The sequence below is a fragment of the Noviherbaspirillum massiliense JC206 genome, assembly GCF_000312045.1.
Lineage (GTDB): Bacteria > Pseudomonadota > Gammaproteobacteria > Burkholderiales > Burkholderiaceae_D > Noviherbaspirillum > Noviherbaspirillum massiliense.
Genome location: NZ_HE978634.1, coordinates 1,737,600 through 1,764,085, shown reverse-complemented (window position 1 = coordinate 1,764,085; position 26,486 = coordinate 1,737,600). Strand labels below are relative to the sequence as shown.

Here is a 26,486-nt window from a genome sequence, read left to right as displayed (position 1 = left end):
ATAATGATGGGTTTTCCGGTGCCGGTTTCCAAAGCGGATGCTTCAAAGCTTGCGCCGGAACCGTCATGTTATCTATCGTATAAGGTCCTCCATGTCCTCTTCACAAGGCGGCCAGCAAGGCCTGGCCGCGGACAAGAATATTGAATACGTCACGTCCTGCGAGCTCCCCATGCCCTGGGCGACATTCCAATTGCACGCGTTCATCGATCACTCCAGCGGAAAGGAGCACCTTGCCCTGACGCTGGGCGACGTTGCCAACGGCGAGCCCGTGCTCGCGCGCGTTCATTCTGAATGCCTGACAGGCGATGGCCTGTTCAGCCAGCGCTGTGACTGCGGCGCACAGCTGGAAAATGCACTGAAGAACATCGCGTCCGAGGGACGCGGCGTGCTGCTTTATCTCCGTCAGGAAGGCCGCGGCATCGGCCTGGTCAGCAAGATCCGCGCTTATCACTTGCAGGATGCCGGCGCCGATACGGTGGAAGCCAATCTGCAACTCGGCTTCGAAGCAGACCTGCGCAACTACAGCCTCTGCCGGCCGATGTTGGGGCGCCTCGGCATTGCCAGCCTGCGCCTGATGACCAACAATCCGCGCAAGGTGGATGCGCTGCAAAAGCTGGGCATCGAGGTAGTCGAACGCATCGCCCTGATCGTGAACCGCAATCCCTTCAACGAACGCTATCTCAAGACCAAGGCTGCCAAGCTTGGACACCTGATTCCGCTGGACCAGCTGGAACAGATGGAATCGGCCACCGACTCTTCACGCTAGCCGCGCCACTTACGTCTGAACCGGGCAGTTGTGCGCAGACACTGCCCGCCTGTCACCGCACGCCGCTGCACGCCATTGGCAAAAGAACTTGCGTTGTGGCGCGGTGACCGGCCGATTCTTCAGCCCGAGCCGGCAAGGGCTCGGGAATAGATCTTGCAATCTTCATTAATGGAACTGACTGCTTCCGAGCCAGGCAGCTTGCCCCGCTGAAATCGATGTGGGCACGGATTCCGATCATCCCGTGCCATATCAGTCATCGCTGGCCGCTTGTCATCTTGCAGAGTGCCGTCAAGACACCGGGCACGTGTTCACACAGGTTTTTGTGGTCGGGGCGGGGCGCTTTCAGAAGGAGATTTCATGGCAACCAATATTCAGGTCGTGTTTTACAGCATGTACGGGCATATCTACAAAATGGCGGAAGCCATTACCGCCGGTGCACGGGAAGTGGCGGATGTCGATGTCCAGATCTACCAAGTGCCCGAGTTGGTACCGGACGACATCCTTGAAAAGAGCGGGGCGAAGGCGGCAAGGGCGGCGTTTGCCCATGTCCCCATCATCCGGCCGGAGCAATTGGCGGACGCGGATGGCATAATCTTCGGCACCCCAACACGGTTTGGCAACATGGCTTCGCAGATGCGCAATTTCCTTGACCAGACCGGCGCACTGTGGATGAGTGGCGCGCTGATCGGAAAGGTTGGCAGCGTATTTACCAGTACAGCCAGCCAGCATGGCGGCCAGGAGACCACGCTTACCAGCTTCCATACCACGCTTTTGCATCAGGGGATGATCGTCGTAGGCGTACCTTATTCGGAGCCGCGCCTGACCGGTATGAATGAAGTGAGCGGCGGTACGCCGTACGGCGCCACTACCATTACCGGCAGTGACGGATCGCGCCAGCCGAGCGAGAATGAACTTGCGATAGCGCGTTTCCAGGGGAGGCACGTAGCGCAAATTACGAAGAAGCAGGCCGCTAAATAGACAGCGAGATAGCGCCTAGCACCGCCGGGTGCGAGCGGCACGCACAATGGGCTGGCTCAGAAGTGAGGCAATCTCTGCCAGCGAATTCAATGGGGTAGGGCAATCCCGCATGAAGAAGGCGGGTGGTTTCCCATCGCTGGGTATGATGGAAGTCATCGATCGTGACAGAGAGGGAATGGAACATGGATGACCAATTGCCGGCTGAAACCAGTCTGGAAACCGTTGTGGTGCCACGAAGCCATGATTTGGGCGACAGCTTCGAAGTGCGTCGCGCTTTGCCTTCCACCCGGCGTCGCATGGTCGGGCCGTTTGTCTTTCTGGATCAGATGGGACCGCATGTGTTTTCGGCCGGACGCGGCCTTGACGTACGCCCTCATCCGCATATCGGCCTTGCCACGGTCACCTACCTGTTCGACGGCGAGATCATGCATCGCGACAGCCTGGGCAGCGTGCAGGCAATCCGGCCGGGCGAAGTGAACTGGATGACCGCCGGGAGCGGCATCGTCCATTCGGAGCGCACGGCCCAGGAAATGCGACAACATGAAGCTTCGCTGTTCGGCCTGCAGTGCTGGGTGGCATTGCCCAGAGCACAGGAAGAAGCCCCACCGTCCTTCAAGCATTTTGGCGCAGACAAATTGCCCATCGAGGAAGGTGAAGGTATCAGGGCAAGGATCATTGCCGGGCGCTTCTTCGGGCAGCAGTCGCCGGTACCGACCCTGTCCGACTTGTTCTATGTAGAGGTGCTGCTGCAAGCCGGGGCACGGATGCAGATCCCGGCGGAGTATGGCGAACAGGCTCTCTACCTGGTGGAAGGACAGCTCGATCTGGGACGCGATGGCGTGTTCGATGCAGGACAATTGCTGGTCTTTAAGCCCGGTGCGGGTGTGACGCTTGCATCGGGTAAGACGCCGGCCAGGTTCATGTTGCTAGGTGGAGAACCGATGGACGGGCCGCGTTATCTCACCTGGAATTTCGTTTCGAGTTCGCCGGACCGGATCGAGCAGGCAAAGGAAGACTGGCAAAGGCAGAGATTCACAATGGTTCCGGGCGAGACCGAATTCATCCCCTTGCCCGACTTGCCCGGCAAGCCGGTGCATTACCCGTGATGCGGGTGCGCCGGAACCGGACGAAAACGGACGAGTCTGAGCGAATGAACCGGCGGCCGATACGCTCGCCGATGCCACGCTTCTTGATCGTAAGAAGAACTCTATAGGAGAGCAGACATGAAAAGGACTGGATCGGCCATCTGGCAAGGCGATCTCAAGGGAGGCAAGGGAAGTGTTTCCACCCAGAGCGGTGTCCTCAAGGATACGCAGTATTCCTTTTCCACCCGCTTTGAAAATGGTGCCGGGACAAATCCGGAAGAGTTGATCGCCGCAGCCCATGCAGGCTGCTTTGCGATGGCTTTGTCGGCAGCATTGGGCGGTGCGGGTTTCAAGCCCGACCGGTTGGCGGCGCAGGCAACGATCAGCCTGGAACAGGTTCAGGGCAACTGGACGATCACGACGATTGATCTGAAACTCGATGCCAAGGTGCCCGGTATCGACCAGAATAAATTCAATGAAATCGCCAACGACGCCAAGAAAAACTGCCCGGTATCGCGCGTGCTGAACGCCACGATCAACCTGGAAACGACGCTGCAGACCTGAGGATGGCTGCAGCACCGGACAGGGATCAAGGCTGAAGAATCTCCACCTTCATCTTCTGGCCGGGGCGCAGATTCAACAGCAGCGTCCCATTGTCACAGTTGACGGGCAAATCCTTTCCTGCCTCATCACGCACGCGGATCTTTTCGCTTGACAGGCCGGTGATCGGCATGGCGACTGTCAGCGGCTCCGTGCAGAGATCAGGATCGGCAGCGGTCGAGAGGCTCACCAATGCCTTTTCCGAAGACAGGATGTCCACTTTGGGTGTGACCTGGCTCCGGCACATCCGGTAGCGGGTGACGTTGAGGAAGGTATCGATCCAGAGCTTCGAGGCATAGTTGCCTGCATGTTTCAGGTGATCCTTCAGGAACTGGGAGGAGACAGGACTCCAACCATCTCCATCCAAGCCATGCCCGCCCGCCACAAACCATCCACCGGCTTGTACCATCCTGTCCAGTTGCCCATTCACCCTTGCCAGAACTTGATCTTCAGGAACAGGAGGCGCGTCTTCCGCACCGGTCTCATGATCTGCCCGATCAAAAAAGGCAAATTCGTAGGGCTCGTTCGGCAGGGAAAGTTTGCGTACCGCGACATGGTTTTGACTGGCGATGTCCAATGCATGCTGCGTATAGGCGTGCCAGGGAAAGGCGAAGGTCATCGGTCCCGGCCCGAGTTTCTGTTCGATGAGATGTTTCGAGTCGACGATCTCCGTATTGAGTACAGCGTCCGTCTGTGGCAGCGACATGTCGACTTCATGCGTCATCGAGTGGTTGCCGATCTCATGCCCCTTTGCCGCAAGGGCTTGCCAGCGCGGCCATGCGTTGTCTGTGACGTTTCCTGTGACAATATAGAAGGTTGCCCGCAGGTTCAGGTCTTCGAATATCTTGGCGATGTTGAAGCTTGATTCATAGCCATCGTCAAACGTATAGGAGGCCGCGGCCTGCTTGTTGTCCCGGTAGCGCGTCACTCGCGTTTTGGCGAGATCGAAGCAGCGGCTGATGCTTGCATTGCAGCCGGAGCCATTGCCGGGATTCCCTCCAGTATCCGAATCTCCGCCAGTATTCGTATCGCCACCGGTATTGGTGTCTCCGCCTGTATTCGTATCGGTGTTGTTTTGCTGGGTACCTGGGTTACTGTTGGCTCCGGAGTTGGAATTTCCATCGTTTCCGCTTCCACCGCAGCCATGCAATGCAAGAAGTGCGCAGAACAGCATTGCCCACGAAGCCCGAGCGCCCATCGATTCCTCCCATTCGTCTTGTTATCCGTCCTGGTGCGACGGTGTGGGCTAATCTTCCTGCAAGGCGGCTCGCTCCTCGTTGAGCTGAACTAATTTTACGCTTGCGCTGAATCAGGCAAACGCAGTTACGTTTTCTTTCAATCTTGAACGACCTGTTACAGACCGCTGTGAAAAGTGCAACGAAATGTATTGCTTCGATTGACACTGTCAAAAAGCAATGATGTCATTGCGTTGCTTTCAGGAAAAACTGTTTTTCCGAAATAGAGCATAAACAGGTGCCTGGCACTATAAAAGATTCAAAACTAAGGAAGGGGAACATGAAATCTCTTGTCGCATGCGGATCTTTGGCTACTACTATCGTCGCAGCATTGGTTACCGTCCTGCCGGCTTCTGCGCAGGCGGAGGACACGTTAAGCAAGATTCGCGATACGAAAACCGTCACGATTGCTTACCAGGAAACGTCGGTGCCGTTTTCTTTCATGGATGAGAATAAAAAACCGGCCGGTTATGCGATAGACCTTTGCCTGAAGGTGGTCGACGCGATTCAGAAAGAATTGAAACTGCCGCAGTTGAACGTGGCCTATGTCCCGATCAATTCTTCCAACCGCATTGCAGCCATTGTGGAAGGCAGGGCGGACCTGGAATGTGGTACGACTACCAACACGCCGGAGCGGCGCAAGCAGGTTGCATTCACCATACCGCATTTCATTGCGTCTGCACGCCTGATGGTGAAGGCGGATTCCCCGATCAAGAACTGGAATGACCTGCGCAACAAGACCATCGTGATCACGAAAGGCGCGGTGCAATACGGGGTTGTGAAAGAAAGAAACGAATCGAGCGCACTGAACATGACTTTCGTCGAAGGCAAGAACCACGGCGATTCTTTCAAGATTCTGGAAGCAGGGCAGGCCGATGCCTACGCGATGGGTGACGTGGTGCTGTACGGCTTGAGGGCGCAGGCGAAAGATCCGTCGGCTTTCAATATTGTTGGCGATCCGCTTTCAGCCGAACCGTATGCAATCATGTTCCGCAAGGAGGACCCGGCATTCAAGGCCGTGGTCGACAGGGAAGTGGCACGAGTCATGAACGCCGGAGAACTGAACAAGCTGTATGACAAGTGGTTCAAGACCCCGGTGCCGGCGCTGAACAATGTCGCCTTGAATATGCCGATGAGCTTCCTGCTGCGCGATTCGATCCGCTTCCCAAGCGATAAGGTCGCTCAGTGAGTCGACAAGGAGGCAGGTGACCGAGCTGCTTCCTTCACATGTAATGTAAAAAATGGTCTGCCACCTGGCAGGCCATTTTTGTTTGCAGACGTTGGCGCGCCGTTCGAAGGCTCGACCTGCTGCTTCCCCCGGCTATTCAGTTTGCCTTGGCGACCAGGGCGGTCTACAAATGCGCTCCGCGCTCGCATCCTGTAACGCGGCTTCCCGGCTCCGCACCCCCGCGTCCATGGCGATGACTAGCTACATCATTCTTGGTAAATGTCTCGATGATCCGAGGAGCCAGTTTTCATCTTTGACTTGGCCATGTCAACTACCCTTGTGATCTCGCCGCCTAAGAGGAGCTAATTTGCGAGTGACTTGAGAATGCAGTTGCCGGGAAGGCGGGCCGCAAACGGGAACTACAACGTCTGCAGGATCAGAATCGGCAGCTTACTGGTGGTTCGCTGCCAGCAATGCCAATAATTCCTGCTCTGGCAATGCCTTGGCAAACAAATGGCCCTGATATTCGTCGCAGCCGATATCGCGCAGGAAGGCAAGCTGTTCTGTCCTTTCCACGCCTTCCGCGACGACTTGCAGTTCCAGGGCATGTGCCATTGCGATGATGGCACGCGTGATGGCTGCATCGCCGGGGTCTTCCGGCAGGTCCATCACGAAAGAGCGATCGATCTTGACGCCGTCGATCGGCAGGCGCTTCAGGTAGGACAGGGATGAATAGCCGGTGCCGAAGTCATCCAGGGACAGCCGGATGCCCATGTTCTTGAGCTGTCCCATGATCGCTTCTGCGCGTGCGGGATCATCGATAACGACGCTTTCTGTCAATTCCAGTTCCAGCTGTTGCGGTTTGAAGAGGGCATCCTTAAGCAGAGGCTCAAGCTGTGAGGCAAGCGAGGCGCAATTGAATTGCTTGGCGCTTACATTGACAGACATCTGGATGCCCGGCCGCGCCTCTGCTTGCAGGCGATTGAGAACGGACACTGCCTGCCGCAAGGTCCATTCGCCGATTGGCAGGATCATGCCGCTCTCTTCACAGGTTTGAATGAACTGGCTGGGACCCAGCAAGCCTTTGGTCGGATGATTCCATCGCACCAGTGCTTCGACGCCCACGACCATGCCGGTCTTTACATCAACGCGCGGCTGGTAGTGCATGACAAGCTGGTTGCTTGCCACCGCGGCTTTCAGATCTCTTTCCAGCTCCATCCGGGCATCATATCGTTGCTTCGCGAACGCACTGCTCGCGGCCAGATGGCCAAGCGTATCGCGCAAACGCCTGCTGACCATGAGCATGAAGCCGACAGTCAGCGCGATCATTGAAAAAGTGATCGTCACTACATAGGCAACCTGGAGCGGAGAAGTGCTGTCGATGAATTGCAAATTGTCGTAGTGGGACGCCGCTGCGTTCAGGCGTACCAGGGAGGCGACGCTCAGCAGCAGGAATACGGCCAGCGTGAATCGCTCCGGAAAACCCTTGTGATCCATCCGGTAGACGAGGCTGGCGCATGAAAGAAACAGGAGCATATGCGCAAACATCGCAAGGATTACTCTTATCCGGTAATTGTTGTCCGCGAGGCTGTACCACCCGAACAAAACTGAAATAAGCAGCAGAAAATAAAGCAATCCCCGGTGCTTGGGAGCGAGGCCCGCGAATTGGCGCAAGCCGATATACATCATCAGAAGTCCGAACAGCAGGAGGATATTGGCGATTAGCCGTGCCACTCCCAGAGGAAGTATGTCGGTGGAGCTGAAAAGAAATGCGGCCGCCACCATGAGACCGCAAGCCCAGGACCATTCTGATATGCCACCGATAGACTTTGGAAAACTGTTGCGGATGACGACGACCAGGATAACCAGGCACAGGGTTCCAAGCAGCCCAGTAATGATAAGAAAGGAACGCGGATCAAATCCCTGCATAAACTGGTTCTTCGCGGTTGAAACAAGGCGCGGGCAAATGGCGTGATAGGTAGTACTCATGCAGAGCGCCGGAAGAGCACGGGTGCTGCGTGCAGGCCATTTGCCAGAACTTTACCTTAAAAGGCTGCCCCTTGGCGTTGCCGTAGAGGTATTGAAGGCATATTCGCCGGGATGGCACAGCGTTTGTTGCACGGGGAGGACAAAGCGGTGCAAGCAGGTGTGCCGCAATCATTCCGGAAAACTCAGGCGGATGAGCTTCGGCTATGCCTCCTTGCTCGTTGCGATGCTTGAAAGTATGTCGAGTTCGTCCGCGGTGCCCACCGCTTTCATCGCCGTGGAGCAGCGGCAGCGAGCCTATTCAAGATACTGGGAACGAGGTTGTACCTTTCCAGTACAGCCAGGAGTTTGCTGGGAATTGGAAGTCGGTGTCGGGCAATGCGAAGCGCGGGCTCGGTCTAGAGTACGAATCAGATTTGCGCGACGAAATAGGTGGCAGTCAGCGTGGCGATCACCAGCACAATGTACGAAATGGTGCGCAGGATTTCCGTGACGTGATGTTTGGAAAACATAGGCGAAAAAAATAATTGAGTGAGTCACGCTTGTGGCCGAGGTCCCGGGGCAAGCAAGTTGTCATCGAACGCAGATGCTCCAGCCTGTTGCGGAATCAGGCTGAGGTGCAAGGCAGTCGATGTCGGATTCCCGCCTGCTCGCCTGTCAGTGCGTTTCTGCAAACCGGTACGGGCCGGTAGCGCTGCTCACTTGGTCGTCGGAGGAATTACAAGCTTGCCCAGCAGGCTGAGGCGGGTTGCGATTGGCGAGGGAGCCAAGGTTGGGTCCTGATCGCCCGCCTCGTCCTGTGGCTGATCCTGCTCTGAAATGGACTCTTCATCTGGAGCCGGGACGGGAAGAGGCTTTTGATCATCAACCATTTGTTCATTTCATCCATGTGGGCATGACTGAAGCCTAACAAAAGCGCAGGTGCCCATATTGAGCTCGCGCACAGTAGAGTACATGTGTGCAGTTGTTCAGGTTATTCCTGTAGTAGGCGGAAATGGGCCACCTCCCTTGGCACGCCGACGTATCAGAATTTTGCGGCAAAATGGTGCCGGGCATTTCTACGCGACTTTATTTCCTTGTGGAATTATTTTATTGGGCGGGGGAAGAATTGATAATTCTCAAGCATTTCTTGCGAATAATTGGGCAAACTTTCTACTTAGAAAATTTCTCTATTTGGAGCAGGGTCCGTAATGAAGAAGGCTTTTGGTACCAATGAAGTCATCGAGGAATTGATCGTCGCCATTTGTGGCGAAGAGGCGAGCAGTCGCCAGCAACATGTGCTGAGAGAGTCATTGCATGCGCTGGTGCGGCTGGCGAGGTCAGAGCAGATCCTGGAGATGAAGGCCAATGTCAAGAAACTGACGGGCAAAATCACAGCGCCCTCCGCCCGCCGCCGGGCAAAGGCAGCCCTGCTGGCTCATCGCCTCGCCGGTATGTCGACGCCCCGGCAGCAACAGTTCGAATTCAATGAGGGCTGAGGCGATTGTGGGATTGAGCCTGTATTCTCCGGCGCGTACGGAGTCTGATACGGCCAGACGACCTTAGTCAGCCTGTGCAACGTGGGTCTGAGACAGGGAAGGAACACCGTCAGGGGAAAACAGTAAAATATTCTCCTTGCGAAATTCCAATGGTTTGCCTCTGTCCGACTCCCGGCGCGGGATCATCTCCGCGGCGGAAACACCCACGAGATTCATGAAAGTCTATAACCTTAGTTGTGCGCACGATCACCGCTTCGAAGGATGGTTTTCTTCCGAGGAGGATTGCAGTACACAGCTACAGGACCAGCTGATCGAATGCCCGTTTTGCGGCAATTGCACAGTTCGCAGGCTGCCTTCCGCCCCCCGCCTTAACCTTTCCCATGCTGAAGAAGCGCCGCAGCCCGATATGAGCCAGTTGCAAGCGAAGTACCTTGAAATGGTGCGCCATGTCCTGGACAACACCGAAGATGTCGGGGATCGCTTTGCGCAGGAAGCCCGGCGCATTCATTACCGGGAGACTGCGGAACGTGGAATCCGTGGCGTTGCCACGCTTGACGAATGCGCTGCACTGGCGGAAGAGGGCATCGAGGTGATGTCACTCTCGGTGCCGAACGCGCTCAAAGAACCCTTGCAGTAAACAGCTTCATTTGGTGCTGACGTCAGGCAATGGAACTGCAGTGCCACTGCTGCAGGTATGCATTGTAAAAAAGGATTCTGTATCCGGCAATTTCTTGCTTCCCTGCCTGAAATCCACTGTATAATCGTTTGCGAACGATCGTGCTTTTTGAGCTAACGCAACGAGGAGACAGCATGGACTTAAACTACACTTTGGAGGATCTGGCGTTCCGTGACCATGTCCGCGCATTTCTGGACGCAAACCTCCCCAAGGACCTGCAGGAAAAGGTTCTGAACCATAAACGCCTTGCCCGGGAAGATTATGTCCGCTGGCACAAGATCGTCGCCAAACAGGGATGGGCTGCACCGGCATGGCCGAAGGAATACGGCGGCACGGGATGGACTCCGGTGCAGCGGCATATCTGGGAAGAGGAATGCGCCCGCGCCGGCACGCCGCCCATTCTCCCTTTTGGCATCAACATGGTGGCGCCCGTCATCATGGCCTTCGGCAATGAAGAGCAGAAGCGCCATTATCTGCCGCGCATTCTCAACTGCGACGACTGGTGGTGCCAAGGCTATTCCGAGCCCGGATCCGGATCCGACCTCGCTTCCCTGAAAACGCGCGCCGAGCGTCAGGGCGATTACTACATCGTCAACGGTCAGAAGACCTGGACTACGCTGGCGCAGCATGCCGACATGATTTTCTGCCTGGTGCGCACCGATCCGAATGTGCGCAAGCAGGAAGGCATTTCCTTCCTCCTGATCGACATGCACACGCCGGGCATCACCGTGCGTCCGATCATCATGCTCGATGAAGAGCATGAGGTGAATGAAGTCTTCTTCGACAACGTCAAGGTGCCGGTGCAGAACCTTATCGGTGAAGAGAACAAGGGCTGGACTTATGCGAAATACCTGCTCGGACATGAGCGCACCGGCATTGCTGCGGTGGGCCGCGCCAAGCGCGAACTGCTGTTCCTGAAACGGGTCGCGAACAACCAGCGCAAGAACGGCAAACCATTGCTTGACGATCCGGTGTTCTCCGTCAAAGTGGCGAGCCTCGAAATCGAGATCATGGCGCTGGAGATGACGGTCTTGCGCGTTGTCTCGCAGGAAAGCAGCAAGCGCGGACCGGGGCCGGAAGCATCCCTGCTGAAGGTCAAGGGCACCGAGATCCAGCAGGCTTTGACTGAACTGATGGTCGAAGCAATCGGGCCTTACGCATTGCCTTTCGATCCGGCTTACCTCGAGGGCGAGCGCGAGCATAGCGTCGCGGAGAATGACGATGCCGCGCCGCTTGCGCCGTATTACTTCAACTTCCGGAAGACTTCGATCTACGGCGGCTCCAACGAAATTCAGAAAAACATCATCTCCCAGATGATCCTGGGACTGTGAGGAGAACATGGACTTCAATTTCACCCAAGAGCAGCAACAGTTTTCCGACGCGCTGCGCCGCTGGATCGAGAAGGATTACACCTTCGAGCACCGCAACAAGATCATCCATTCGGAGAAGGGCGTTTCTGCGGAAGCCTGGGCTACGCTTGTCGAACTCGGCATGACGGCATTGCCCATTCCGGAAGAGCAGGGCGGCTTCAATGGTTCCGCCGTCGACATGATGGTGGTGATGCATGAGATCGGACGCGGCCTCGTGGTCGAGCCTTATTTCGCCACAATGCTGGGCGCGCAGTTCCTCAAACTGGCGGGCGGCCAGGAACCGACGCTGGAAAAGGTGGCGTCCGGCGAGTTGAAGCTCGCCAGCGCTCTCGGCGAGAAGCAGTCCCGCCATGAGCTGTTCGATATCGCCACTACTGCCAAGGCAAGTGGCGGCAACTATGTCATAAATGGCACCAAGACCGTCGTCATTCATGGCGGACAGGCCGACAAGCTGATCGTTTCTGCGCGCAGCAGCGGCGACCAGCGTGACATCAATGGGATTTCGCTGTTTGTCGTGCCTGCCGATGCCCAAGGGGTGGTGGTCCGTGATTACCGTAGCGTTGACGGTCAGCGCGCTGCCGACATCAGCTTCAACAATGTGCAGGTTCCCGCTTCGGCGCTGCTGGGCAAGGAAGGCGCAGGCTGGGACTTACTCGAAGCGGCAACCGATTACGGCATTGCCCTGCTATGCGCGGAGGCGGTGGGCGCAATGGAAGCGCTGAATGCGGCAACGCTCGAATACCTCAAAACGCGCCAGCAGTTCGGCGTGCCGATCGGGAAATTCCAGGCGCTGCAGCACAGGATGGCCGAGATGTTCATGCAATTCGAACAAGCGCGTTCGATGGCGACGTTGGCTGCGGTCAAGGCGACGTCCACGGATGCTGCCGAACGGCGTCGTGTCGTCTCCGCCGCCAAGGTGCGGGTCGGGCAGGCGCTGAAATTCGTTGGTCAGCAGGCGGTGCAACTGCACGGCGGCATGGGCGTTACCAATGAATTACCGGCGGCGCACCACTTCAAGCGCCTGGCGATAATCGAAGTGACCCTGGGCGATACCGACTACCACTTGGCACGGTTTGCGGCACAGCCGGATTTCCGGAAAACCGCATAACCGTTGAGATCTCACGACGAAAGGCCAATATGACGCAATTCAAGTGGTATTTCGACGATTTCGAGGTCGGCCAGACCATCGAAGTCGGATCGCGCGAAGTCACGGAAGAAGAGATCATCGATTTCGCCGCCAGGTTCGACCCGCAGCCCTTCCACGTGGACAAGGCTGCGGCCGAGAAGTCGATCTACGGCGGCATCATCGGCAGTGGCTGGCACACCTGCGGCATGATCATGCGCCTGATGGTAGATGGCTTGCTGCGCGACGCGGCAAGCCTCGGATCGCCTGGCGTGGATGAGATCCGCTGGCTGAAACCGGTACGCGGTGGTGACACGCTCACCGTTTCCACTACCGTGCTGGAGAAGCGGCCGTCGAACAGCAAGCCCGACCGTGGCGTGGTCGTCACGCAGTGGCAGGCGAAAAACCAGCACGGCGAGCTGGTTGCGACGATCAAGGGCATGGGCATGTTCAAGCGCCGCCCGGCGTGATTCGCATTGCATGAGAAGCATCGGAGGCCGCAGGACAGCAGCGCTGCCAACCTGCGACTCCATCAAACTCAAAATCAAAAGGAGACAACATGCGTGAAATCGCTTCGCTTGATGAATTGAAGAGCCTGGTCGGCCAGGAAGTGGCGGTATCGGACTGGGTTCTGATTTCCCAGGAACGCATCCAGTTGTTCGCAGATGCAACCGGCGACCATCAATGGATCCATCTCGATGCGGAACGGGCGCGCAAGGAATCTCCCTACGGCACGACCATTGCTCATGGTTTCCTGACCCTGTCGCTGCTGCCGATGATGATGGAAAGCGCGATCAGCATGCCCAATGCCAAAATGGGCGTGAATTACGGGCTCAACAAGGTGCGCTTTCCGGCGCCCGTGCCCGCCGGCAGCAAGGTGCGCGGCAGGATGAGCCTCATTTCGGTCGAGGAAATCGACCGTGGCGCGCAGATGGTCTGGCAAGTCACGATGGAGCGTGAGGGCGGTGACAAGCCGGTGTGTGTGGCGGAATCGATCACGCGCCGGTACTGGTAAGGCCCCAGACGCCGCTTTCCGAAATATGGAAAGCGGCGAATTTTCAGATCAGGGGATCAGCGCTTCGCGTATTGCGCGGTGCCGAACAGCATTTCCTTTGCCTTGGGGTCGTCCGCCAGGGACTTTCGGGCATTCGCCAGCACCTCCACTCCACGCTTGACGGCAGGACGTTCACTGATTTCATCAAACCAGCGCTTGGCGTGCGGATAGTCATCCCAGTCTATGCCCTGGTTTTTCCAGGATCGGGTCCAGGGAAAGGTCGCGATATCCGCAATCGTGTACTGGTCGCCGGCAAGATAGGCATTCTTCGACAACTGCTTGTCGATCACGCCGTACAGTCGCTTCGTCTCATTCGTATAACGGTTGATTGCGTAGTTGATTTTTTCCGGCGCATAAATGCGGAAGTGATGGGCCTGTCCCAGCATGGGGCCGACCCCGCCCATTTGGAACATCAGCCATTGCAGGGTCGTGAATTTATCCCGATCGCTGTCGCCGAGGAACTTGCCTACCTTGCTCGCGAGGTAGACGAGGATTGCGCCGGATTCGAACAGGGGCATCGGCTTGCCATCCGGGCCGTCTGGATCGACGATCGCCGGAATCTTGTTGTTCGGTGAAACCGCGAGGAATTCGGGCTTGAACTGGTCGCCTGCGCCGATGTCGATGTGATGAATGCGGTAGGGCAGGCCGCACTCTTCGAGCATGATATGCACCTTGTGGCCGTTCGGCGTAGCTGCGGAATAAACGTCGATCACATATTCTCCTTCTTCGGGTCGTGCAGAGGAATTCAGCGAATTATTCGATGAGCGGGCCGCTGCCCAGTCTGTTGAGCTGCGGCCCGAGTCCGATTTACGAGCGGGTAATCGGCAATTCTTTTTCGGGCGAAGGAATAGGCATATGCTTTGCCAGTTCCAGCTTCGCAATCGCATTGCGGTGCACTTCGTCCGGACCGTCTGCCAGACGCAGGGTGCGGTTGCCTGCCCATTGATAGGCGAGCGGGAAATCGTCACACACGCCGCCGGCGCCATGCGCCTGGATCGCCCAGTCCAGCACCTGCTGGGTGACGTTTGGCGCCAGTACCTTGATCATTGCGATCTCGGCTTTCGCATGCTTGTTTCCGACCGTGTCCATCATGTACGCCGCCTTCAGGGTCAGGAGGCGGGCAGTATCGATCCTGATGCGCGCCTCGGCAATGCGTTCATGCCAGACGCTCTGCTCGGAAATCCGCTTGCCGAAGGCGATGCGTTCATTGAGCCGCTTGCACATGTATTCCAGCGCCCGCTCCGCGACTCCGATCGAACGCATGCAATGATGGATGCGGCCCGGCCCGAGGCGGCCTTGCGCAATTTCGAAGCCGCGGCCTTCGCCGAGGAGAATATTGGAGGCCGGTACCCGCACGTTTTCGAACAGGATTTCGCAATGGCCGTGCGGCGCGTCGTCATAGCCGAATACGTTCAGCGGGCGCTTGATGGTGATGCCTTTGGTGTCTGCCGGTACCAGAATCATCGATTGCTGCGAATGGCGGGGCGCATTCGGATCGGTCTTGCCCATGACGATGAAGATCTTGCAGCGCGGGTCTCCTGCGCCGGAAATCCACCATTTGTGGCCATTGATGACGTATTCATCGCCATCGCGCTCGATGCGGGTAGCGATATTGGTTGCGTCGGATGAAGCGACGGCCGGTTCCGTCATTGCGAACGCGGAACGGATCTCGCCGCGCAGCAGGGGTTCCAGCCACTGGCGCTTGTGTTCTTCGCTGCCGTAGCGCTCGATGGTTTCCATGTTGCCGGTATCCGGCGCGGAGCAGTTGAAGACTTCCGCTGCCCATGGCACGCGGCCCATGATTTCGCATAGCGGCGCGTAATCAAGGTTCGACAAGCCTTCCGGCGCGCGCGGCGATTTCGGCAGGAACAGGTTCCACAGTCCCGCGGCCCGCGCCTTGGGCTTGAGTTCTTCGACGATATTGGTTGCCAGCCAGCGATTGCCTTTTTCCAGCCCGTTGCGGTCGACTTCCTCCTTGTAGGCTTTCTCGTTCGGATAGATATGCTCGTCCATGAATCGCAGGAGCTTTTCCTGCAGCTGCTTGCAACGGTCTGAATATTCGAAGTCCATGTTGTCTCCTGTTAGTATGCTTGCTCGTTCCTGCCGGTATCAGTTCTTCTTCCCACTGGCGTAGCGCCACCCCATCTCCGCCATCGGCCGCGCCGCCAGGCCTGCCTTCAAGGCCTGTTCGCTGGAGGCCGTGCCGTCCACATAGCGCTTCATGATTCCCTGCAGGATGCCGGCCATGCGGAACATGTTGTAGGCGAGGTAGAAATCGAAATCTTCCTTGCGGATGGTTTTGCCGGTGCGCTCGCAGTATTTCGCGATGTATTCCGCCTCGCTCGGAATGCCGAGGGCTTCGAGGTCCAGCCCGCCGATGCCGCGGAACTGGCCTTGCGGAATATGCCAGCTCATGCAGTGGTAGGAAAAATCGGCGAGCGGATGCCCGAGGGTCGAGAGTTCCCAGTCGAGCACTGCCAGGATGCGCGGCTCGGTCGGATGGAAGATCATGTTGTCGAGGCGGTAGTCGCCGTGCACGATGCTGGTTTCATCCCCGGGCGGGATGTTTTGCGGCAGCCATTCGATGAGGGCATCCATCGCCTCGATTTTTTCTGTCTCGGATGCCTTGTATTGCTTGGTCCAGCGATCGATCTGGCGGACGAAATAGTTGCCGGGCTTGCCATAATCGGCCAAGCCGATCGCCGTGTAATCGATGGTGTGCAATTGCGCGATGACGCGGTTCATTTCATCGTAGTAGGCGCGTCGTTCTTCCTTGCTCATGCCGGGCAGGGACTGGTCCCACAGCACGCGGCCATCCACGAAATCCATAATGTAGAAGGCACGGCCGATCACCGATTCTTCGGTACACAGGGCGTATTGCTTCGCAGCGGGAAAACCTGCCTTGTGGAGCGCATCCATGACCCGGAATTCACGGTCGATTGCATGGGCCGATGCGAGCAGCTTGGCGGCGGGGCCGGGCTTGGTGCGCAGCACGTAATGCCTGCCATCGGCGGTCAGCTTGAAGGTCGGGTTGGATTGCCCGCCCTTGAACTGTTCGACGCTCAGCGTGCCGGAGAAACCTTCGACATGCCGGCGCATGTATTCTTCCATCGCCCCTACGTCGAACTTCTGGCGTTCGGAAACGGGGCGGGTGCCCATGAATTCTTCGTACATTGCTCCTCCTACGGTATGTTGGCCGGTCGGGCCGGCTCTATCGTCTCGAATGGCGCGGCATGTCGCCATGTTTGCAATTCAATATTTCTGCAGGCGCTGCCTTCATGCGCGTCGGAATTTCTTGTACTGCTCCAGCAATACCTCCATGGTCGTGCTGCGCGATTCGCCCTGCAGCTGCGACAGCGGTGAATAATTGACCATGCGAACCACCCAGTCTGCATGCATGGCACCGACATCGATGGCATTGATGCAGCCCGCGGTCTGCGCGAGATTGCCGAGGAATAGCCGCTGGTTCGTCAAGGCGTAGGACAAGATCGCCCGATTGACGCCGCCATGCAGCACCAGCAATACCGTATCCCAGGAAGTATCGGCGCGCAGGCGATCGATGCAGGGATGCACCCGGTCCATGAGCTGTCCGACGCTTTCCCCGGCGAGAAACTGGCGGTGCTCAGGAACCACGCCGTCAAAGGCACCGGTGAAGGCTTCCGTCAGGCGCTCGTCGGGAATGGCTGACAGTTTTCCACCCCGTATTTCCTGCAGTTCCGGCCAGCGCTCGAGTTCGATCTGCTGCCCGGTCTCCGCAAGCACGCGGGTAGCGGTTTCTACCGTACGCGGCAAACCGGACACGATCACCCGGTCAAAATGGATTTTCTCCATGGCGAACACCTTGCCGGCGGCGCTCGCCTGCGAGCGACCAAGTTCGTTCAAGGGAACCTGTTCCGGCAGGAACGGCTTGCCCGCCTCATCGAAATACGTGACGCTGCCGTGACGCATCAGGTAAATACGTCTTCTCCGGGATGGACTCATTTGTACTGGGGCTTTCTCTTTTCTAGGAATGCGGTGATGCCTTCCTGCGCATCGCGATGATGCAGGCTTTCCACGAAATTCTTCTTCTCGGATTCGAAATGCTGGGCGAGGGTATCGGTCTGCGCCTCCTGCACCAGCGATTTGATGCGTTCCACCGCATTCGGCGACTGCGCCGCAAGCTGGTCCGCCCATTCCAGCGCCGTATCCAGCGCAGTGCCATCCGCGACCAGCTTGTTGATGACACCGAGTTCATGCAGGCGCGGAGCCAGGATCGGCTTGCCTTCCAGCAGCACTTCCGTGGCAAGCTGGCGTGGCAAGGCCTTGGACACGAACCAGGAACCGCCACCGTCCGGTGTCAGGCCGACCTTGACATAGGCCATCACGAATTTCGCCGACGTCCCGGAGACGATCAGGTCGCAGGCCAGCGCGAGGGAAAAGCCAGCGCCGGCAGCGCCACCTTCGACCGCCGCGATAACCGGCTTCGGACAGTCGCGGATGGCTTCGATCCAGCTGTGCAGGCTGTCGATCGATTCGGCCTGCGCCGATTTCGCCTTCGTGCGGTTTTCGAGCAGGCGGTTCAGATTGCCGCCGGAGCAGAAGAAGCCGTCGGCCCCGGTGAGCACGACGGCGCGGATCGAGCTGTCACGCTCGGCGGTTGCCAGAGTTTCGATTGCGGCTGCATACATGTCCGGGTGCAGCGCATTCTTTGCACCGGGATTGGACAGGGTCAGGATCAGCGTGGCATCACGGCGGGAGGCTTGAAGTTCGGCAGACATGGGAAGAACTTTCGCGATGATTTGGACCGGTTCAGACCGGCCAGAATTTTTCAGGTTTGAAGTCATATTATTGCCGAAATGCGAAAAGCCGGCATGCCGAAATGCTGGCCTAGCTTCGCGTTCGGAGGAATTGGACTTCCATGTCTGTCCAGCGTGGATCAGCCGCACGTTATACTCTGTCCTGCAAGACGCAAGTGGCATCAACAACCATCAATCATTCCGAGGAGACAAGATGCTCAAGCTTTGTGGTTTCGCGCTCAGCAATTACTACAACAAGGTGAAGTTCGCACTGCTAGAAAAGGGCGTGAAGTTTGAAGAGGAATTGGTGTGGGCAGACCGCTCCCCAGCCTTGCTGGAACGGTCACCGCTTGGCAAGGTGCCATACATCGAGACCGAGCATGGCCCGCTGTGCGAGTCCCAGGTGATCATGGACTACATCGAGGTGGCCTATCCGCACAAGCCGCTGCTTCCGGGCGACCCGTTCGCCGCTGCGAAGGTGCGGGAATTGATCACCTTCATGGAACTGCATCTCGAACTGGTGGCGCGGGAGCTGTATCCGGAAGCATTCTTCGGCGGTTCGGTGAGCGACGAGCAAAAGGAAAGAACGAAGAAACTCCTGACCCGGAATGTGAAAGCCTTTGCCCGGCTCGCGAAATTTTCCCCTTTCATCGCCGGTTCGGAATTCACCATGGCCGATTGCGCGGGGATGGTGCACCTGCCCGTGGTCAGCATGGCATCCAGGGCGATTTACGGCGAAGACCTTCTGGCAGACCTGCCGGTGCGGGAATACGTGAAGATGCTGGGCGAGCGACCGACGGCACAGAAGGTCAATGCGGACCGCAAGGTTAACCAGGAATTGATCAAGTCGCGCGGCAAGCCATCCTGATGCAAAACAGGCCCTCGACTGCGGGCCTGCAATTCCAGGCGAAATTGTTTAAGGGCATCAGAGCTTTGCCAGGCGGTCGAGCGCTGTATTCAGCGTCTCGTCCTTCTTCGCAAAGCAGAACCGGACGATGCCGGACTCCTTCGGCTGATGGTAAAACGCCGAGACCGGAATGGCGGCGACACCGATTTCCGAGGTCAGCCATTTCGCAAACTCGGCTTCCGGCTGGTCGGAAATCGCGCTGTATTCGACGCACTGGAAGTAGGTGCCGTCGGACGGCAGCAGCCTGAAGCGTGTCCGTTCCAGCCGGCTGCGGAACAGGTCGCGCTTGTGCTGGTAAAACGCCGGCAGGTCGAGATAGGGTGCAGGATCGGCCATGTAAGCGGCCAGGCCGTGCTGCACCGGCGTGTTGACGGTGAAGACATTGAACTGATGCACCTTGCGGAATTCGGCGCTCAACGCAGCCGGTGCGGCGACATAGCCGACTTTCCAACCTGTGACGTGGTAAGTCTTGCCGAAGCTCGAAACCACGAATGACCGGCTGGCGAGTTCCGGATGGCGGCATACCGATTCGTGCCGGCGGCCGTCATACACCATGTGCTCGTAGACCTCGTCCGACAGGATCAGGATATCGGTGCCGCGCACGATGTCGGCCAGCGCCTTGATGTCCTGCTCACGCAGCACCGAGCCGGTCGGGTTGTGAGGCGAGTTGATCATGATCAGGCGGGTCTTGTTCGTGACGGCATTGGCAACTTTTGTCCAGGGCACCGCGTAACCTTGCGCGCTCACATCCATCTGCACGAATACCGCCTTGCCGCCTGCCAGCTCGATCGAGGGCAGATAGCTGTCGTACGCGGGCTCGATGACAATGACTTCATCGCCGGGATGCACGCTGCAGAGTATGGCGGTCAGGATGGCCTGGGTGGCGCCGGCGGTGATCGTGATTTCGGTGCCCGCATCGTAGGCATGGCCGTAAATCCGGTCAATCTTCCTGGCAATGGCCTCGCGCAGGGCCGGAACCCCCGCCATCGGCGGATACTGGTTCAAGCCTTGCTTCATCGCCGCGCTGACTGCGCCGACAAGCGCCGGGTCGCAATCAAAATCCGGGAAGCCCTGTCCGAGGTTGACCGCGCCCCGTTCTGCCGCCAGCGCAGACATCACGGTGAAAATGGTCGTGCCTACCGATGGCAGCCTGGATTGCAGGTGAGGTGTCGTGTCGGGTCGAGTGGAGGAGGGCATGGTCTTTGTTCTTTCGGTCGTTGGCGAAATCCGGAATTGTATTGTAGCTATTCCTCGGGCTTCCATGCCTCGGGGGTGATGATGGCAAACAGTCCGGCCTTTGCCGTCCTTTTCGCGAGCTTCAGCAAGGCCTTGTCCTTCGTGATCAGCAACTGCGCAGCCGAGTCGCGTGCCAGTTCGAGGAATTTCTGGTCGTCCGGGTCGCGGCAGATTGGCAGCGGTACGGTGGTGCGAGCATCGGTTTCGGAAGCACGGTGCAACGAAATCAGGGCATCAAACTCCGCCGCGGCTAGCGGGCGGGTTTCGCTGCTGAGCGGCAGATGCGGATATTCGAGTACTGCCAGCCATTCCATCCTGCAGTCCTCGCGGGTGACGGCTTCCACTTTTCCTTCTTTAAGCGCCGTCAGCAAACCGATCCAGCGCGGATCCCGGAATACGAACAAATCGAGGCAGACATTGGTGTCGAGCACCACGCGCTTAGGTATCATTGCGGGAATTTTTGAGAATGCCTGAGATTCCGAGTTTTGCATGCTGATTGTTCTTTCCCCCGCCAAGACCCTCGATTACGAAACACCCGCACACACCGCGCTCCATACCAAACCGGACTTCATAGAACACTCCGCCGAACTGATCGCCATCCTGCGCACCTTGTCGCCGGCCCAGATCGGCAGCCTGATGGGCATTTCGGATGCATTGGCCGCCCTGAATGCCACGCGTTACGCCACCTGGTCACCGCGCTTTACCAAGGAAAATGCCAAGCAGGCGATCCTGGCATTCAACGGCGATGTGTATGAAGGGCTGGATGCGCCCTCGATGAGTGCGAAACAGCTCGATTTTGCGCAAGCCCACATCCGTATTCTATCCGGCCTCTATGGCGTCCTGCGTCCGCTCGACCTGATGCAGCCCTACCGTCTGGAAATGGGTACCAGGCTGGCAAATGCGCGCGGCAAGGATTTGTATGCCTTCTGGGGCGAACTGCCGACGGCGGCCCTGAACAAGGCGTTGGTAGAGAACAAGTCTTCCGCTCTGGTCAACCTCGCGTCGGAAGAGTATTTCAAGGCGGTCAAGCCTGGGCTCCTGGCTGTGCCGGTGGTCACCCCCGTATTCGAAGACTGGAAGAACGGCAAATACAAGATCATTTCCTTCTATGCAAAGCGCGCGCGCGGCATGATGGCGCGCTATGCAGCAGAGCATGGCATCACGCGGCCGGGACAGCTGAAGGAATTCGACAGCGAGGGATATCGATTTGAGGAGCGCGCATCCAGCGGCAATTGCTGGGTGTTCCGGCGCCGCATCGAAGACTAAGCAGGAAAGGACGGAATAGGCCAGTCGATTACCAGAGTTTCCACCATGGCTTGCTTTCCTGCGGACCGCCATGGAAATAGGCACTGTTCGGGAAATTCTTTTTCATGACGCGCAGGGCGTCGTCGCGCAGTTCGGTCAAGCCCATGGCGTCATAGGAGCGAACCATGATGGACAGCGCTTCTTCGACTGCAGGAGCATCCTGGTATTCCTGGACGGCAGTCTCGGCGCGGTTGGCCGCAGCCAGGTAGGCGCCACGGCGGAAATAGTAGCTGGCCACATGCACCTGATACTGAGCCATTGCATTCACGAGGTATTTCATCCTCGCAGTTGCATCCTTGGCATAAATGCTGTCCGGATAACGTTCGACCAGCTGCTTGAAGGCGTCGAAAGCGTCGCGGGTTGCTTTCGGGTCGCGTTCGCTCGGATCCTGCTTCGCCAGGAAATTCAGAAAGCCTTCCCTGTCGTTGAAGTTGATCAGGCCGCGCAGGTAGTACATGTAGTCGGCATTCGGGTGATTCGGATGCAGCTTCAGGAAACGATCTACTGCTGCCAGTGCCTGGGCTTGCTCGCCCTGGCGATAGTATGCATAGGCGATTTCCATCTGGGCCTGCTGCGCGTAGGTGCCGAAGGGGTAGCGCGACTCGAGCTTTTCGAAATACTGAATCGCCTTATCGTAGTTTCCGCCGGCCAGTTCGTCACGAGCCTCCGAGTATAATTTCGAGGCTGACCACCCTCTGGTTTCGTCCATCTTCTCCGGCAGCACGCCGCAGCCGGAAAGAGAGATGGCGAGAAGGAGGGCGCCCAATTTCAACTTTTTTTGCATGACTTTTGCAGGACACATCTGGACAAGCCTCGGATTATAGCCGATGGATCTTGGCCCGATATCAACCGGAAACCCGATTTTGACTGAAACCCTTTCTGATGGCAGCCTTGATGACTTCGAAGATGACGATGGATCGCTGCCTGAAACCGAACCTATTACGCTGCAGCTGAGTCCCGAAATGGGCGGGGAACGCCTGGACAAGGTGTTGTCGCGGCTTGTCCCGCAATATTCGCGCAGCCGCCTTCAGCAATGGATTGATGGCGGCCATGTCACATTGGATGGTCGCCCGGCGCGCACGAAGACAATTGTCCTCGGCGACGAGGAAGTCGTCGTCCGCCCGCAGCTCGCGCCGGAAGACCGTGCATTTGCGCCTGAGCCGATGGACTTGCCGATCTTGCATGAAGATGCGGCAATTCTGGTCATCGACAAGCCGGCCGGCCTGGTGGTGCATCCGGCTGCAGGCAACTGGTCCGGCACCCTGCTCAATGGCTTGCTGCATCATGTTCCGGCGCTGGCCGGTGTGCCGCGGGCCGGCATCGTGCACCGGCTCGACAAGGACACCACCGGGCTGATGGTGGTGACAAAAAGCCTGGAGGCGCAAACCGACCTGGTGCGGCAACTGCAAGCGCGCAGCGTGAAGCGCGACTATCTCGCCCTGGTATGGGGAATGCCGCAGATTGGCGGCAAGGTGGAGGCGCCAATCGGCCGGCATCCGCGCGACCGGATCAGAATGGCGGTCAGTCGGCATGAGAGCGCCAAGCCGGCGATCACGCACTACGAGCGACTCGCTACCGGAAAGCTCGACGGTCGCCCGGTCAGCCTGCTCCGCTGCAAGCTCGAAACCGGACGTACCCATCAGATCCGCGTGCACATGCAATCGATCGGCTTTCCTCTGGTTGGCGATGCCCTGTATGGCAAGCCGCACCTGGCTGCAGTGTTTCCGCGCCAGGCGCTGCATGCCTACCGGCTGGGCCTGATCCACCCGGCTTCCCACGCGATGTGCGAATGGCAGGCGCCCATGCCCGCCGATCTTGCGGACCTGGTCACACGGGCCGGCATTTCACATCTGGAAAACATTTGATCACAGGGAGCGTGCACATGGATATCATCGTTCCGGACTGGCCTTGTGCTCCTGCCAATATCGGCGCACTGTCTACCTTGCGCAGCGGCGGATTCAGTCTTCCACCTTACGACGATGGCTTGGGTGATGGAGGGCTCAATCTCGGCACCCATGTCGGCGACCGGCCGGAACACGTACATCAAAATCGGGCATTGCTGAGATCCGTGCTGCCGGCCGAACCGGCCTGGCTGTCCCAGGTGCATGGGACAACGGTGCTAGATGCTGCGGGCGTCAAGGATGCGCCGGAAGCCGATGCGAGCGTCTCCACCCAACGAGGCGTCGTGTGCGTGATCCAGACTGCCGACTGTTTGCCGGTATTGTTGTGCGATTCAACGGGCACCACGGTTGGTGCTGCACATGCCGGCTGGCGCGGGCTGGCAAATGGCGTCCTTGAAAATACCATCGGCATGATGCGCAGGGCCGGAGCGGGGCAGATTTTCGCGTGGCTCGGCCCCGCGATCGGTCCCGACCAATTCGAGGTCGGCGAGGATGTCCTTGATTGCTTTCGCAAGCAAGACCCCGCTTTTCGTGGGGCATTCAAGCCGATTCCCGCGCAGCCTGGAAAATTTCTCGCGGACCTGTATCTGCTGGCAAGGATGCGTTTGAACAGCGCAGGAGTTGCCAAGGTACATGGTGGCGGATTTTGTACCGTCACCGATGCGCGCCGCTTTTATTCCTATCGGCGAGAAAAGACGACGGGGCGCATGGCCTCGTTGATTTGGATCAAGTAACTACCGCCAGATTTCATCAAAGATAGAAGAGGCTGCGGCTCAGTCCTCGCGTCTTTCTTCGCCTTGCAAATGGGAAGTGTCCGATTGCAGCGTTTCCATATTCCGCAGGCGCTTCCTGCGTCGGGAACTGCCAGCGAGGTATAGAATGATTGTGACTGGCAAGAGTCCGTACATGAGAAAGGTCAGAACACCGGCGACGACCGATTGTTCAGCAACCGACATCATGAATACGACATAGGTCCATGCAAGCGCAACGATATACATAGAGTTCGAGTCCGGAAAAATCTGGTTCTTCATTCCCACGGAGACATGCATATGAAGATGTCGCCCCCCCAAGCTGGCACCCCATCCTGGATGTTGCCTTTCACCGATCCCAATATCTGGCAGAACTGGTTTCAACAGGCGCAGTCTTCCACGGAAAATGCAGCAGCTTCGGCAACCCAGTCTTTCGGCGCATTGCTCGACCCGACCCAGGCTCTGAAACTGCAGAACGATTATATCCAGCGATTCTCCTCGCTCTGGCAGGATTTCGTCAGCGCCAAGGCGCCGGAGATCAAGGATAAGCGTTTTTCGGCACCTGAGTGGCAGGCGAATAGCCTGTATGCCTTCAATGCGGCTGCTTACCTGCTCAATGCGCGCTACCTGATGGAGATGGCCGAGGCGGTGCAGATGCCCCCAAGAGCGAAGCAGAAGGTGCGGTTCGCCGTGCAGCAACTGGTGGATGCCATGTCGCCGGCCAATTTCCTGGTCACCAATCCGGAAGCGCAGCAGAAAATGCTCGAGACCAATGGCAAGAGCCTGGCGAAAGGCATTGCCCACATGCTGCAAGACATGCAGAAGGGCAGGATTTCGCAGAGCGATGAATCGGCATTCGAAGTTGGCAGGAATGTCGCCACGACTGAAGGCGCGGTGATCTTCGAGAACGAGTTGTTCCAGCTCATCCAGTACAAGCCGCTAACCAAAACCGTGTTCGAGCGGCCGTTGCTGATTGTGCCGCCTTGTATCAACAAGTATTACATCCTGGACCTGCAGCCCGATAATTCGCTGGTCCGTTATGCAGTGGAGCAGGGGCACACCGTGTTCCTGGTTTCCTGGTGCAATCCCGATGCCTCGCTGGGCCACCTGGGATGGGATGACTACGTAACAGAAGGCGTGATGAAGGCGATCGAGGTGGCGCGCGAGGTGACGGGGCAGGAGCAGATCAATACTCTCGGGTTCTGCGTCGGCGGCACGCTCCTGGCCACTGCCCTGGCGATTCCTTTTGCCCACGGCGAGAAGCCGGTAGAAAGCCTGACCTTGCTGACCACCTTGCTGGATTTCGGGGACACCGGCGTTCTCGATGTCTATATCGACGAGGCACAGGTGGCATTGCGTGAACAGACGATCGGGCAGGGCGGGCTGATGCCGGGGCGGGACTTCAACTGCGCCTTTTCCAGCCTGCGTGCCAATGACCTCGTCTGGAATTACGTGAGCTCGAATTACCTGAAGGGGGAACCACCTCCGGCATTCGATTTGCTCTACTGGAATGCCGACGGCACCAATCTCCCGGGCCCGATGTTCTGCTGGTACCTGCGCAACACCTATCTCGAAAACAATCTGAAGGAACCGGGAAAGGCGACGGTTGCAGGGGAGAAGATCGACCTGTCGAAGATCAATGTGCCGACATTCGTTTACGGGTCGCGGGAAGACCATATCGTGCCATGGACTTCTGCGTACGAGTCAACACAGCTGCTCAATCCCAAAAAGAAAAGGAACAACCGCTTCGTGCTCGGCGCATCCGGGCATATCGCTGGCGTGATCAATCCGCCGGCGAAGAAGAAACGCAGTTATTGGGTCAATGACAAGACGCCTGCCTCCGCGCAGGAATGGATGAGCGGGGCAACCGAGCATCCGGGCAGCTGGTGGGAGGAATGGGCAAAATTCCTGGCCAAGCATGCAGGCCGGCAAGTCGAGGCGCCCAGGAATTATGGCAACAGCCAATACAAGGCCATCGAGCCCGCGCCTGGACGCTATGTCAGGGTGAAGGCGGCTTAGCAGGAATTCGGTGTTGCGCTCAGATGCGGTTCCGGCGCTGACACGGCTGGTTGCTGGCATTTGAGCAGTCTTGTC

Annotated in this window: 26 protein-coding genes; 16 read left to right on the top strand and 10 right to left on the bottom strand. The window is 57.9% G+C overall.

What is annotated here, in order from left to right; all coding sequences use genetic code 11:
* Positions 1-91: 91 nt before the first annotated feature.
* The 4 genes from ribA (at position 92) to HGHM_RS08695 (ending at position 3,393) form a co-directional block, all read left to right on the top strand.
* Positions 92-766: a GTP cyclohydrolase II gene (ribA, locus tag HGHM_RS08710; RefSeq protein WP_019141139.1), complete on the top strand. Its 675-nt coding sequence runs from the start codon at positions 92-94 to the stop codon at positions 764-766.
* A 357-nt stretch (positions 767-1,123) separates the two neighbouring features.
* Positions 1,124-1,744, top strand: coding sequence for an NAD(P)H:quinone oxidoreductase (wrbA, locus tag HGHM_RS08705; RefSeq protein WP_019141138.1), 621 nt, complete (start codon positions 1,124-1,126; stop codon positions 1,742-1,744).
* Between the two features lie 182 nt (positions 1,745-1,926).
* Complete coding sequence (locus tag HGHM_RS08700) at positions 1,927-2,850, top strand: pirin family protein (protein WP_019141137.1); 924 nt, start codon at positions 1,927-1,929, stop codon at positions 2,848-2,850.
* Between the two features lie 117 nt (positions 2,851-2,967).
* Positions 2,968-3,393: an OsmC family protein gene (locus tag HGHM_RS08695; RefSeq protein ID WP_019141136.1), complete on the top strand. Its 426-nt coding sequence runs from the start codon at positions 2,968-2,970 to the stop codon at positions 3,391-3,393.
* A gap of 25 nt (positions 3,394-3,418) precedes the next feature.
* Here the strand turns inward: HGHM_RS08695 and HGHM_RS08690 are convergent, their stop codons facing one another.
* The gene (locus tag HGHM_RS08690) at positions 3,419-4,627 is read right to left on the bottom strand and encodes a polysaccharide deacetylase family protein (protein ID WP_081583554.1); all 1,209 of its coding nucleotides are present in this window, start codon (positions 4,625-4,627) and stop codon (positions 3,419-3,421) included.
* Positions 4,628-4,944: 317 nt separating this feature from the next.
* Here HGHM_RS08690 and HGHM_RS08685 point away from each other — a divergent pair, with 317 nt between their 5' ends.
* Positions 4,945-5,853, top strand: coding sequence for an amino acid ABC transporter substrate-binding protein (locus HGHM_RS08685; RefSeq protein ID WP_034348457.1), 909 nt, complete (start codon positions 4,945-4,947; stop codon positions 5,851-5,853).
* A 429-nt stretch (positions 5,854-6,282) separates the two neighbouring features.
* On the opposite strand, the gene HGHM_RS22260 is transcribed toward HGHM_RS08685, so the two are convergent.
* The gene (locus tag HGHM_RS22260; RefSeq protein ID WP_019141133.1) at positions 6,283-7,617 is read right to left on the bottom strand and encodes a putative bifunctional diguanylate cyclase/phosphodiesterase; all 1,335 of its coding nucleotides are present in this window, start codon (positions 7,615-7,617) and stop codon (positions 6,283-6,285) included.
* Between the two features lie 1,391 nt (positions 7,618-9,008).
* On the opposite strand from HGHM_RS22260, the gene HGHM_RS08665 reads away from it, so the two are divergent.
* From HGHM_RS08665 to HGHM_RS08640, 6 genes are all read left to right on the top strand, one after another.
* Entirely contained in the window at positions 9,009-9,296 is a 288-nt protein-coding gene (locus HGHM_RS08665; protein ID WP_019141130.1) for a hypothetical protein, read from the top strand.
* A 214-nt stretch (positions 9,297-9,510) separates the two neighbouring features.
* Positions 9,511-9,933 (top strand): DUF1178 family protein, encoded by a 423-nt coding sequence (locus tag HGHM_RS08660; protein ID WP_026075833.1) that lies wholly within the window; start codon positions 9,511-9,513, stop codon positions 9,931-9,933.
* 173 nt (positions 9,934-10,106) lie between these two features.
* Positions 10,107-11,303, top strand: coding sequence for an acyl-CoA dehydrogenase family protein (locus HGHM_RS08655; protein ID WP_019141128.1), 1,197 nt, complete (start codon positions 10,107-10,109; stop codon positions 11,301-11,303).
* A gap of 7 nt (positions 11,304-11,310) precedes the next feature.
* Positions 11,311-12,450: an acyl-CoA dehydrogenase family protein gene (locus HGHM_RS08650; RefSeq protein WP_019141127.1), complete on the top strand. Its 1,140-nt coding sequence runs from the start codon at positions 11,311-11,313 to the stop codon at positions 12,448-12,450.
* A gap of 29 nt (positions 12,451-12,479) precedes the next feature.
* Complete coding sequence (locus HGHM_RS08645; RefSeq protein ID WP_019141126.1) at positions 12,480-12,935, top strand: MaoC family dehydratase; 456 nt, start codon at positions 12,480-12,482, stop codon at positions 12,933-12,935.
* An 89-nt stretch (positions 12,936-13,024) separates the two neighbouring features.
* Positions 13,025-13,480, top strand: coding sequence for a MaoC family dehydratase (locus HGHM_RS08640; protein WP_019141125.1), 456 nt, complete (start codon positions 13,025-13,027; stop codon positions 13,478-13,480).
* Positions 13,481-13,536: 56 nt separating this feature from the next.
* On the opposite strand, the gene HGHM_RS08635 is transcribed toward HGHM_RS08640, so the two are convergent.
* The 5 genes from HGHM_RS08635 to HGHM_RS08615 form a co-directional block, all read right to left on the bottom strand.
* Positions 13,537-14,232 carry a glutathione binding-like protein gene (locus HGHM_RS08635; RefSeq protein WP_019141124.1) on the bottom strand — a complete coding sequence of 232 codons (696 nt, stop codon included), beginning with the start codon at positions 14,230-14,232 and terminating at the stop codon, positions 13,537-13,539.
* 94 nt (positions 14,233-14,326) lie between these two features.
* Positions 14,327-15,589, bottom strand: coding sequence for an acyl-CoA dehydrogenase family protein (locus HGHM_RS08630; RefSeq protein ID WP_019141123.1), 1,263 nt, complete (start codon positions 15,587-15,589; stop codon positions 14,327-14,329).
* A 39-nt stretch (positions 15,590-15,628) separates the two neighbouring features.
* Positions 15,629-16,693, bottom strand: a complete 1,065-nt coding sequence (locus HGHM_RS08625; protein ID WP_019141122.1) for a phosphotransferase family protein — start codon at positions 16,691-16,693, stop codon at positions 15,629-15,631.
* A 102-nt stretch (positions 16,694-16,795) separates the two neighbouring features.
* Positions 16,796-17,467, bottom strand: a complete 672-nt coding sequence (locus HGHM_RS08620) for a histidine phosphatase family protein (protein WP_019141121.1) — start codon at positions 17,465-17,467, stop codon at positions 16,796-16,798.
* A 29-nt stretch (positions 17,468-17,496) separates the two neighbouring features.
* Positions 17,497-18,276, bottom strand: a complete 780-nt coding sequence (locus HGHM_RS08615) for an oxepin-CoA hydrolase, alternative type (RefSeq protein WP_026075831.1) — start codon at positions 18,274-18,276, stop codon at positions 17,497-17,499.
* Positions 18,277-18,508: 232 nt separating this feature from the next.
* Between HGHM_RS08615 and HGHM_RS08610 the strand changes: the two genes are divergently transcribed.
* Positions 18,509-19,162, top strand: coding sequence for a glutathione S-transferase (locus tag HGHM_RS08610; RefSeq protein ID WP_019141119.1), 654 nt, complete (start codon positions 18,509-18,511; stop codon positions 19,160-19,162).
* Between the two features lie 57 nt (positions 19,163-19,219).
* On the opposite strand, the gene HGHM_RS08605 is transcribed toward HGHM_RS08610, so the two are convergent.
* Both HGHM_RS08605 and HGHM_RS08600 read right to left on the bottom strand, forming a co-directional pair.
* Positions 19,220-20,398: a pyridoxal phosphate-dependent aminotransferase gene (locus HGHM_RS08605; protein WP_026075830.1), complete on the bottom strand. Its 1,179-nt coding sequence runs from the start codon at positions 20,396-20,398 to the stop codon at positions 19,220-19,222.
* A 47-nt stretch (positions 20,399-20,445) separates the two neighbouring features.
* The gene (locus HGHM_RS08600) at positions 20,446-20,886 is read right to left on the bottom strand and encodes a putative toxin-antitoxin system toxin component, PIN family (protein WP_019141117.1); all 441 of its coding nucleotides are present in this window, start codon (positions 20,884-20,886) and stop codon (positions 20,446-20,448) included.
* A 40-nt stretch (positions 20,887-20,926) separates the two neighbouring features.
* On the opposite strand from HGHM_RS08600, the gene yaaA reads away from it, so the two are divergent.
* The gene (gene yaaA / locus HGHM_RS08595) at positions 20,927-21,703 is read left to right on the top strand and encodes a peroxide stress protein YaaA (RefSeq protein ID WP_019141116.1); all 777 of its coding nucleotides are present in this window, start codon (positions 20,927-20,929) and stop codon (positions 21,701-21,703) included.
* Positions 21,704-21,731: 28 nt separating this feature from the next.
* Here yaaA and HGHM_RS08590 read toward each other — a convergent pair whose 3' ends face one another.
* Entirely contained in the window at positions 21,732-22,526 is a 795-nt protein-coding gene (locus HGHM_RS08590; protein WP_019141115.1) for an outer membrane protein assembly factor BamD, read from the bottom strand.
* A gap of 43 nt (positions 22,527-22,569) precedes the next feature.
* Here HGHM_RS08590 and HGHM_RS08585 point away from each other — a divergent pair, with 43 nt between their 5' ends.
* The 3 genes from HGHM_RS08585 to phaC all read left to right on the top strand — a co-directional run bounded on the left by HGHM_RS08585 (position 22,570) and on the right by phaC (position 26,411).
* On the top strand, positions 22,570-23,607 hold the full coding sequence (locus HGHM_RS08585; protein ID WP_019141114.1) for an RluA family pseudouridine synthase: 1,038 nt from the start codon (positions 22,570-22,572) through the stop codon (positions 23,605-23,607).
* Between the two features lie 17 nt (positions 23,608-23,624).
* Positions 23,625-24,377 (top strand): peptidoglycan editing factor PgeF, encoded by a 753-nt coding sequence (pgeF, locus tag HGHM_RS08580; RefSeq protein WP_019141113.1) that lies wholly within the window; start codon positions 23,625-23,627, stop codon positions 24,375-24,377.
* A gap of 315 nt (positions 24,378-24,692) precedes the next feature.
* A complete protein-coding gene (phaC, locus tag HGHM_RS08570) occupies positions 24,693-26,411 on the top strand; it encodes a class I poly(R)-hydroxyalkanoic acid synthase (RefSeq protein WP_075111702.1) in 1,719 nt (572 codons plus the stop codon).
* Positions 26,412-26,486 lie beyond the last annotated feature (75 nt).

Coding starts and splice junctions, on each gene's coding strand:
- ribA (WP_019141139.1), top strand. CDS start 92: ATGTCCTCTTCACAAGGCGGCCAGCAAGGCCTGGCCGCGGACAAGAAT.
- wrbA (WP_019141138.1), top strand. CDS start 1,124: ATGGCAACCAATATTCAGGTCGTGTTTTACAGCATGTACGGGCATATC.
- HGHM_RS08700 (WP_019141137.1), top strand. CDS start 1,927: ATGGATGACCAATTGCCGGCTGAAACCAGTCTGGAAACCGTTGTGGTG.
- HGHM_RS08695 (WP_019141136.1), top strand. CDS start 2,968: ATGAAAAGGACTGGATCGGCCATCTGGCAAGGCGATCTCAAGGGAGGC.
- HGHM_RS08690 (WP_081583554.1), bottom strand. CDS start 4,627: ATGGGCGCTCGGGCTTCGTGGGCAATGCTGTTCTGCGCACTTCTTGCA.
- HGHM_RS08685 (WP_034348457.1), top strand. CDS start 4,945: ATGAAATCTCTTGTCGCATGCGGATCTTTGGCTACTACTATCGTCGCA.
- HGHM_RS22260 (WP_019141133.1), bottom strand. CDS start 7,617: ATGGTGGCGGCCGCATTTCTTTTCAGCTCCACCGACATACTTCCTCTG.
- HGHM_RS08665 (WP_019141130.1), top strand. CDS start 9,009: ATGAAGAAGGCTTTTGGTACCAATGAAGTCATCGAGGAATTGATCGTC.
- HGHM_RS08660 (WP_026075833.1), top strand. CDS start 9,511: ATGAAAGTCTATAACCTTAGTTGTGCGCACGATCACCGCTTCGAAGGA.
- HGHM_RS08655 (WP_019141128.1), top strand. CDS start 10,107: ATGGACTTAAACTACACTTTGGAGGATCTGGCGTTCCGTGACCATGTC.
- HGHM_RS08650 (WP_019141127.1), top strand. CDS start 11,311: ATGGACTTCAATTTCACCCAAGAGCAGCAACAGTTTTCCGACGCGCTG.
- HGHM_RS08645 (WP_019141126.1), top strand. CDS start 12,480: ATGACGCAATTCAAGTGGTATTTCGACGATTTCGAGGTCGGCCAGACC.
- HGHM_RS08640 (WP_019141125.1), top strand. CDS start 13,025: ATGCGTGAAATCGCTTCGCTTGATGAATTGAAGAGCCTGGTCGGCCAG.
- HGHM_RS08630 (WP_019141123.1), bottom strand. CDS start 15,589: ATGGACTTCGAATATTCAGACCGTTGCAAGCAGCTGCAGGAAAAGCTC.
- HGHM_RS08625 (WP_019141122.1), bottom strand. CDS start 16,693: ATGTACGAAGAATTCATGGGCACCCGCCCCGTTTCCGAACGCCAGAAG.
- HGHM_RS08620 (WP_019141121.1), bottom strand. CDS start 17,467: ATGCGTCACGGCAGCGTCACGTATTTCGATGAGGCGGGCAAGCCGTTC.
- HGHM_RS08615 (WP_026075831.1), bottom strand. CDS start 18,276: ATGTCTGCCGAACTTCAAGCCTCCCGCCGTGATGCCACGCTGATCCTG.
- HGHM_RS08610 (WP_019141119.1), top strand. CDS start 18,509: ATGCTCAAGCTTTGTGGTTTCGCGCTCAGCAATTACTACAACAAGGTG.
- HGHM_RS08605 (WP_026075830.1), bottom strand. CDS start 20,398: ATGCCCTCCTCCACTCGACCCGACACGACACCTCACCTGCAATCCAGG.
- HGHM_RS08600 (WP_019141117.1), bottom strand. CDS start 20,886: ATGATACCTAAGCGCGTGGTGCTCGACACCAATGTCTGCCTCGATTTG.
- yaaA (WP_019141116.1), top strand. CDS start 20,927: ATGCTGATTGTTCTTTCCCCCGCCAAGACCCTCGATTACGAAACACCC.
- HGHM_RS08590 (WP_019141115.1), bottom strand. CDS start 22,526: ATGCAAAAAAAGTTGAAATTGGGCGCCCTCCTTCTCGCCATCTCTCTT.
- HGHM_RS08585 (WP_019141114.1), top strand. CDS start 22,570: ATGGATCTTGGCCCGATATCAACCGGAAACCCGATTTTGACTGAAACC.
- pgeF (WP_019141113.1), top strand. CDS start 23,625: ATGGATATCATCGTTCCGGACTGGCCTTGTGCTCCTGCCAATATCGGC.
- phaC (WP_075111702.1), top strand. CDS start 24,693: ATGAAGATGTCGCCCCCCCAAGCTGGCACCCCATCCTGGATGTTGCCT.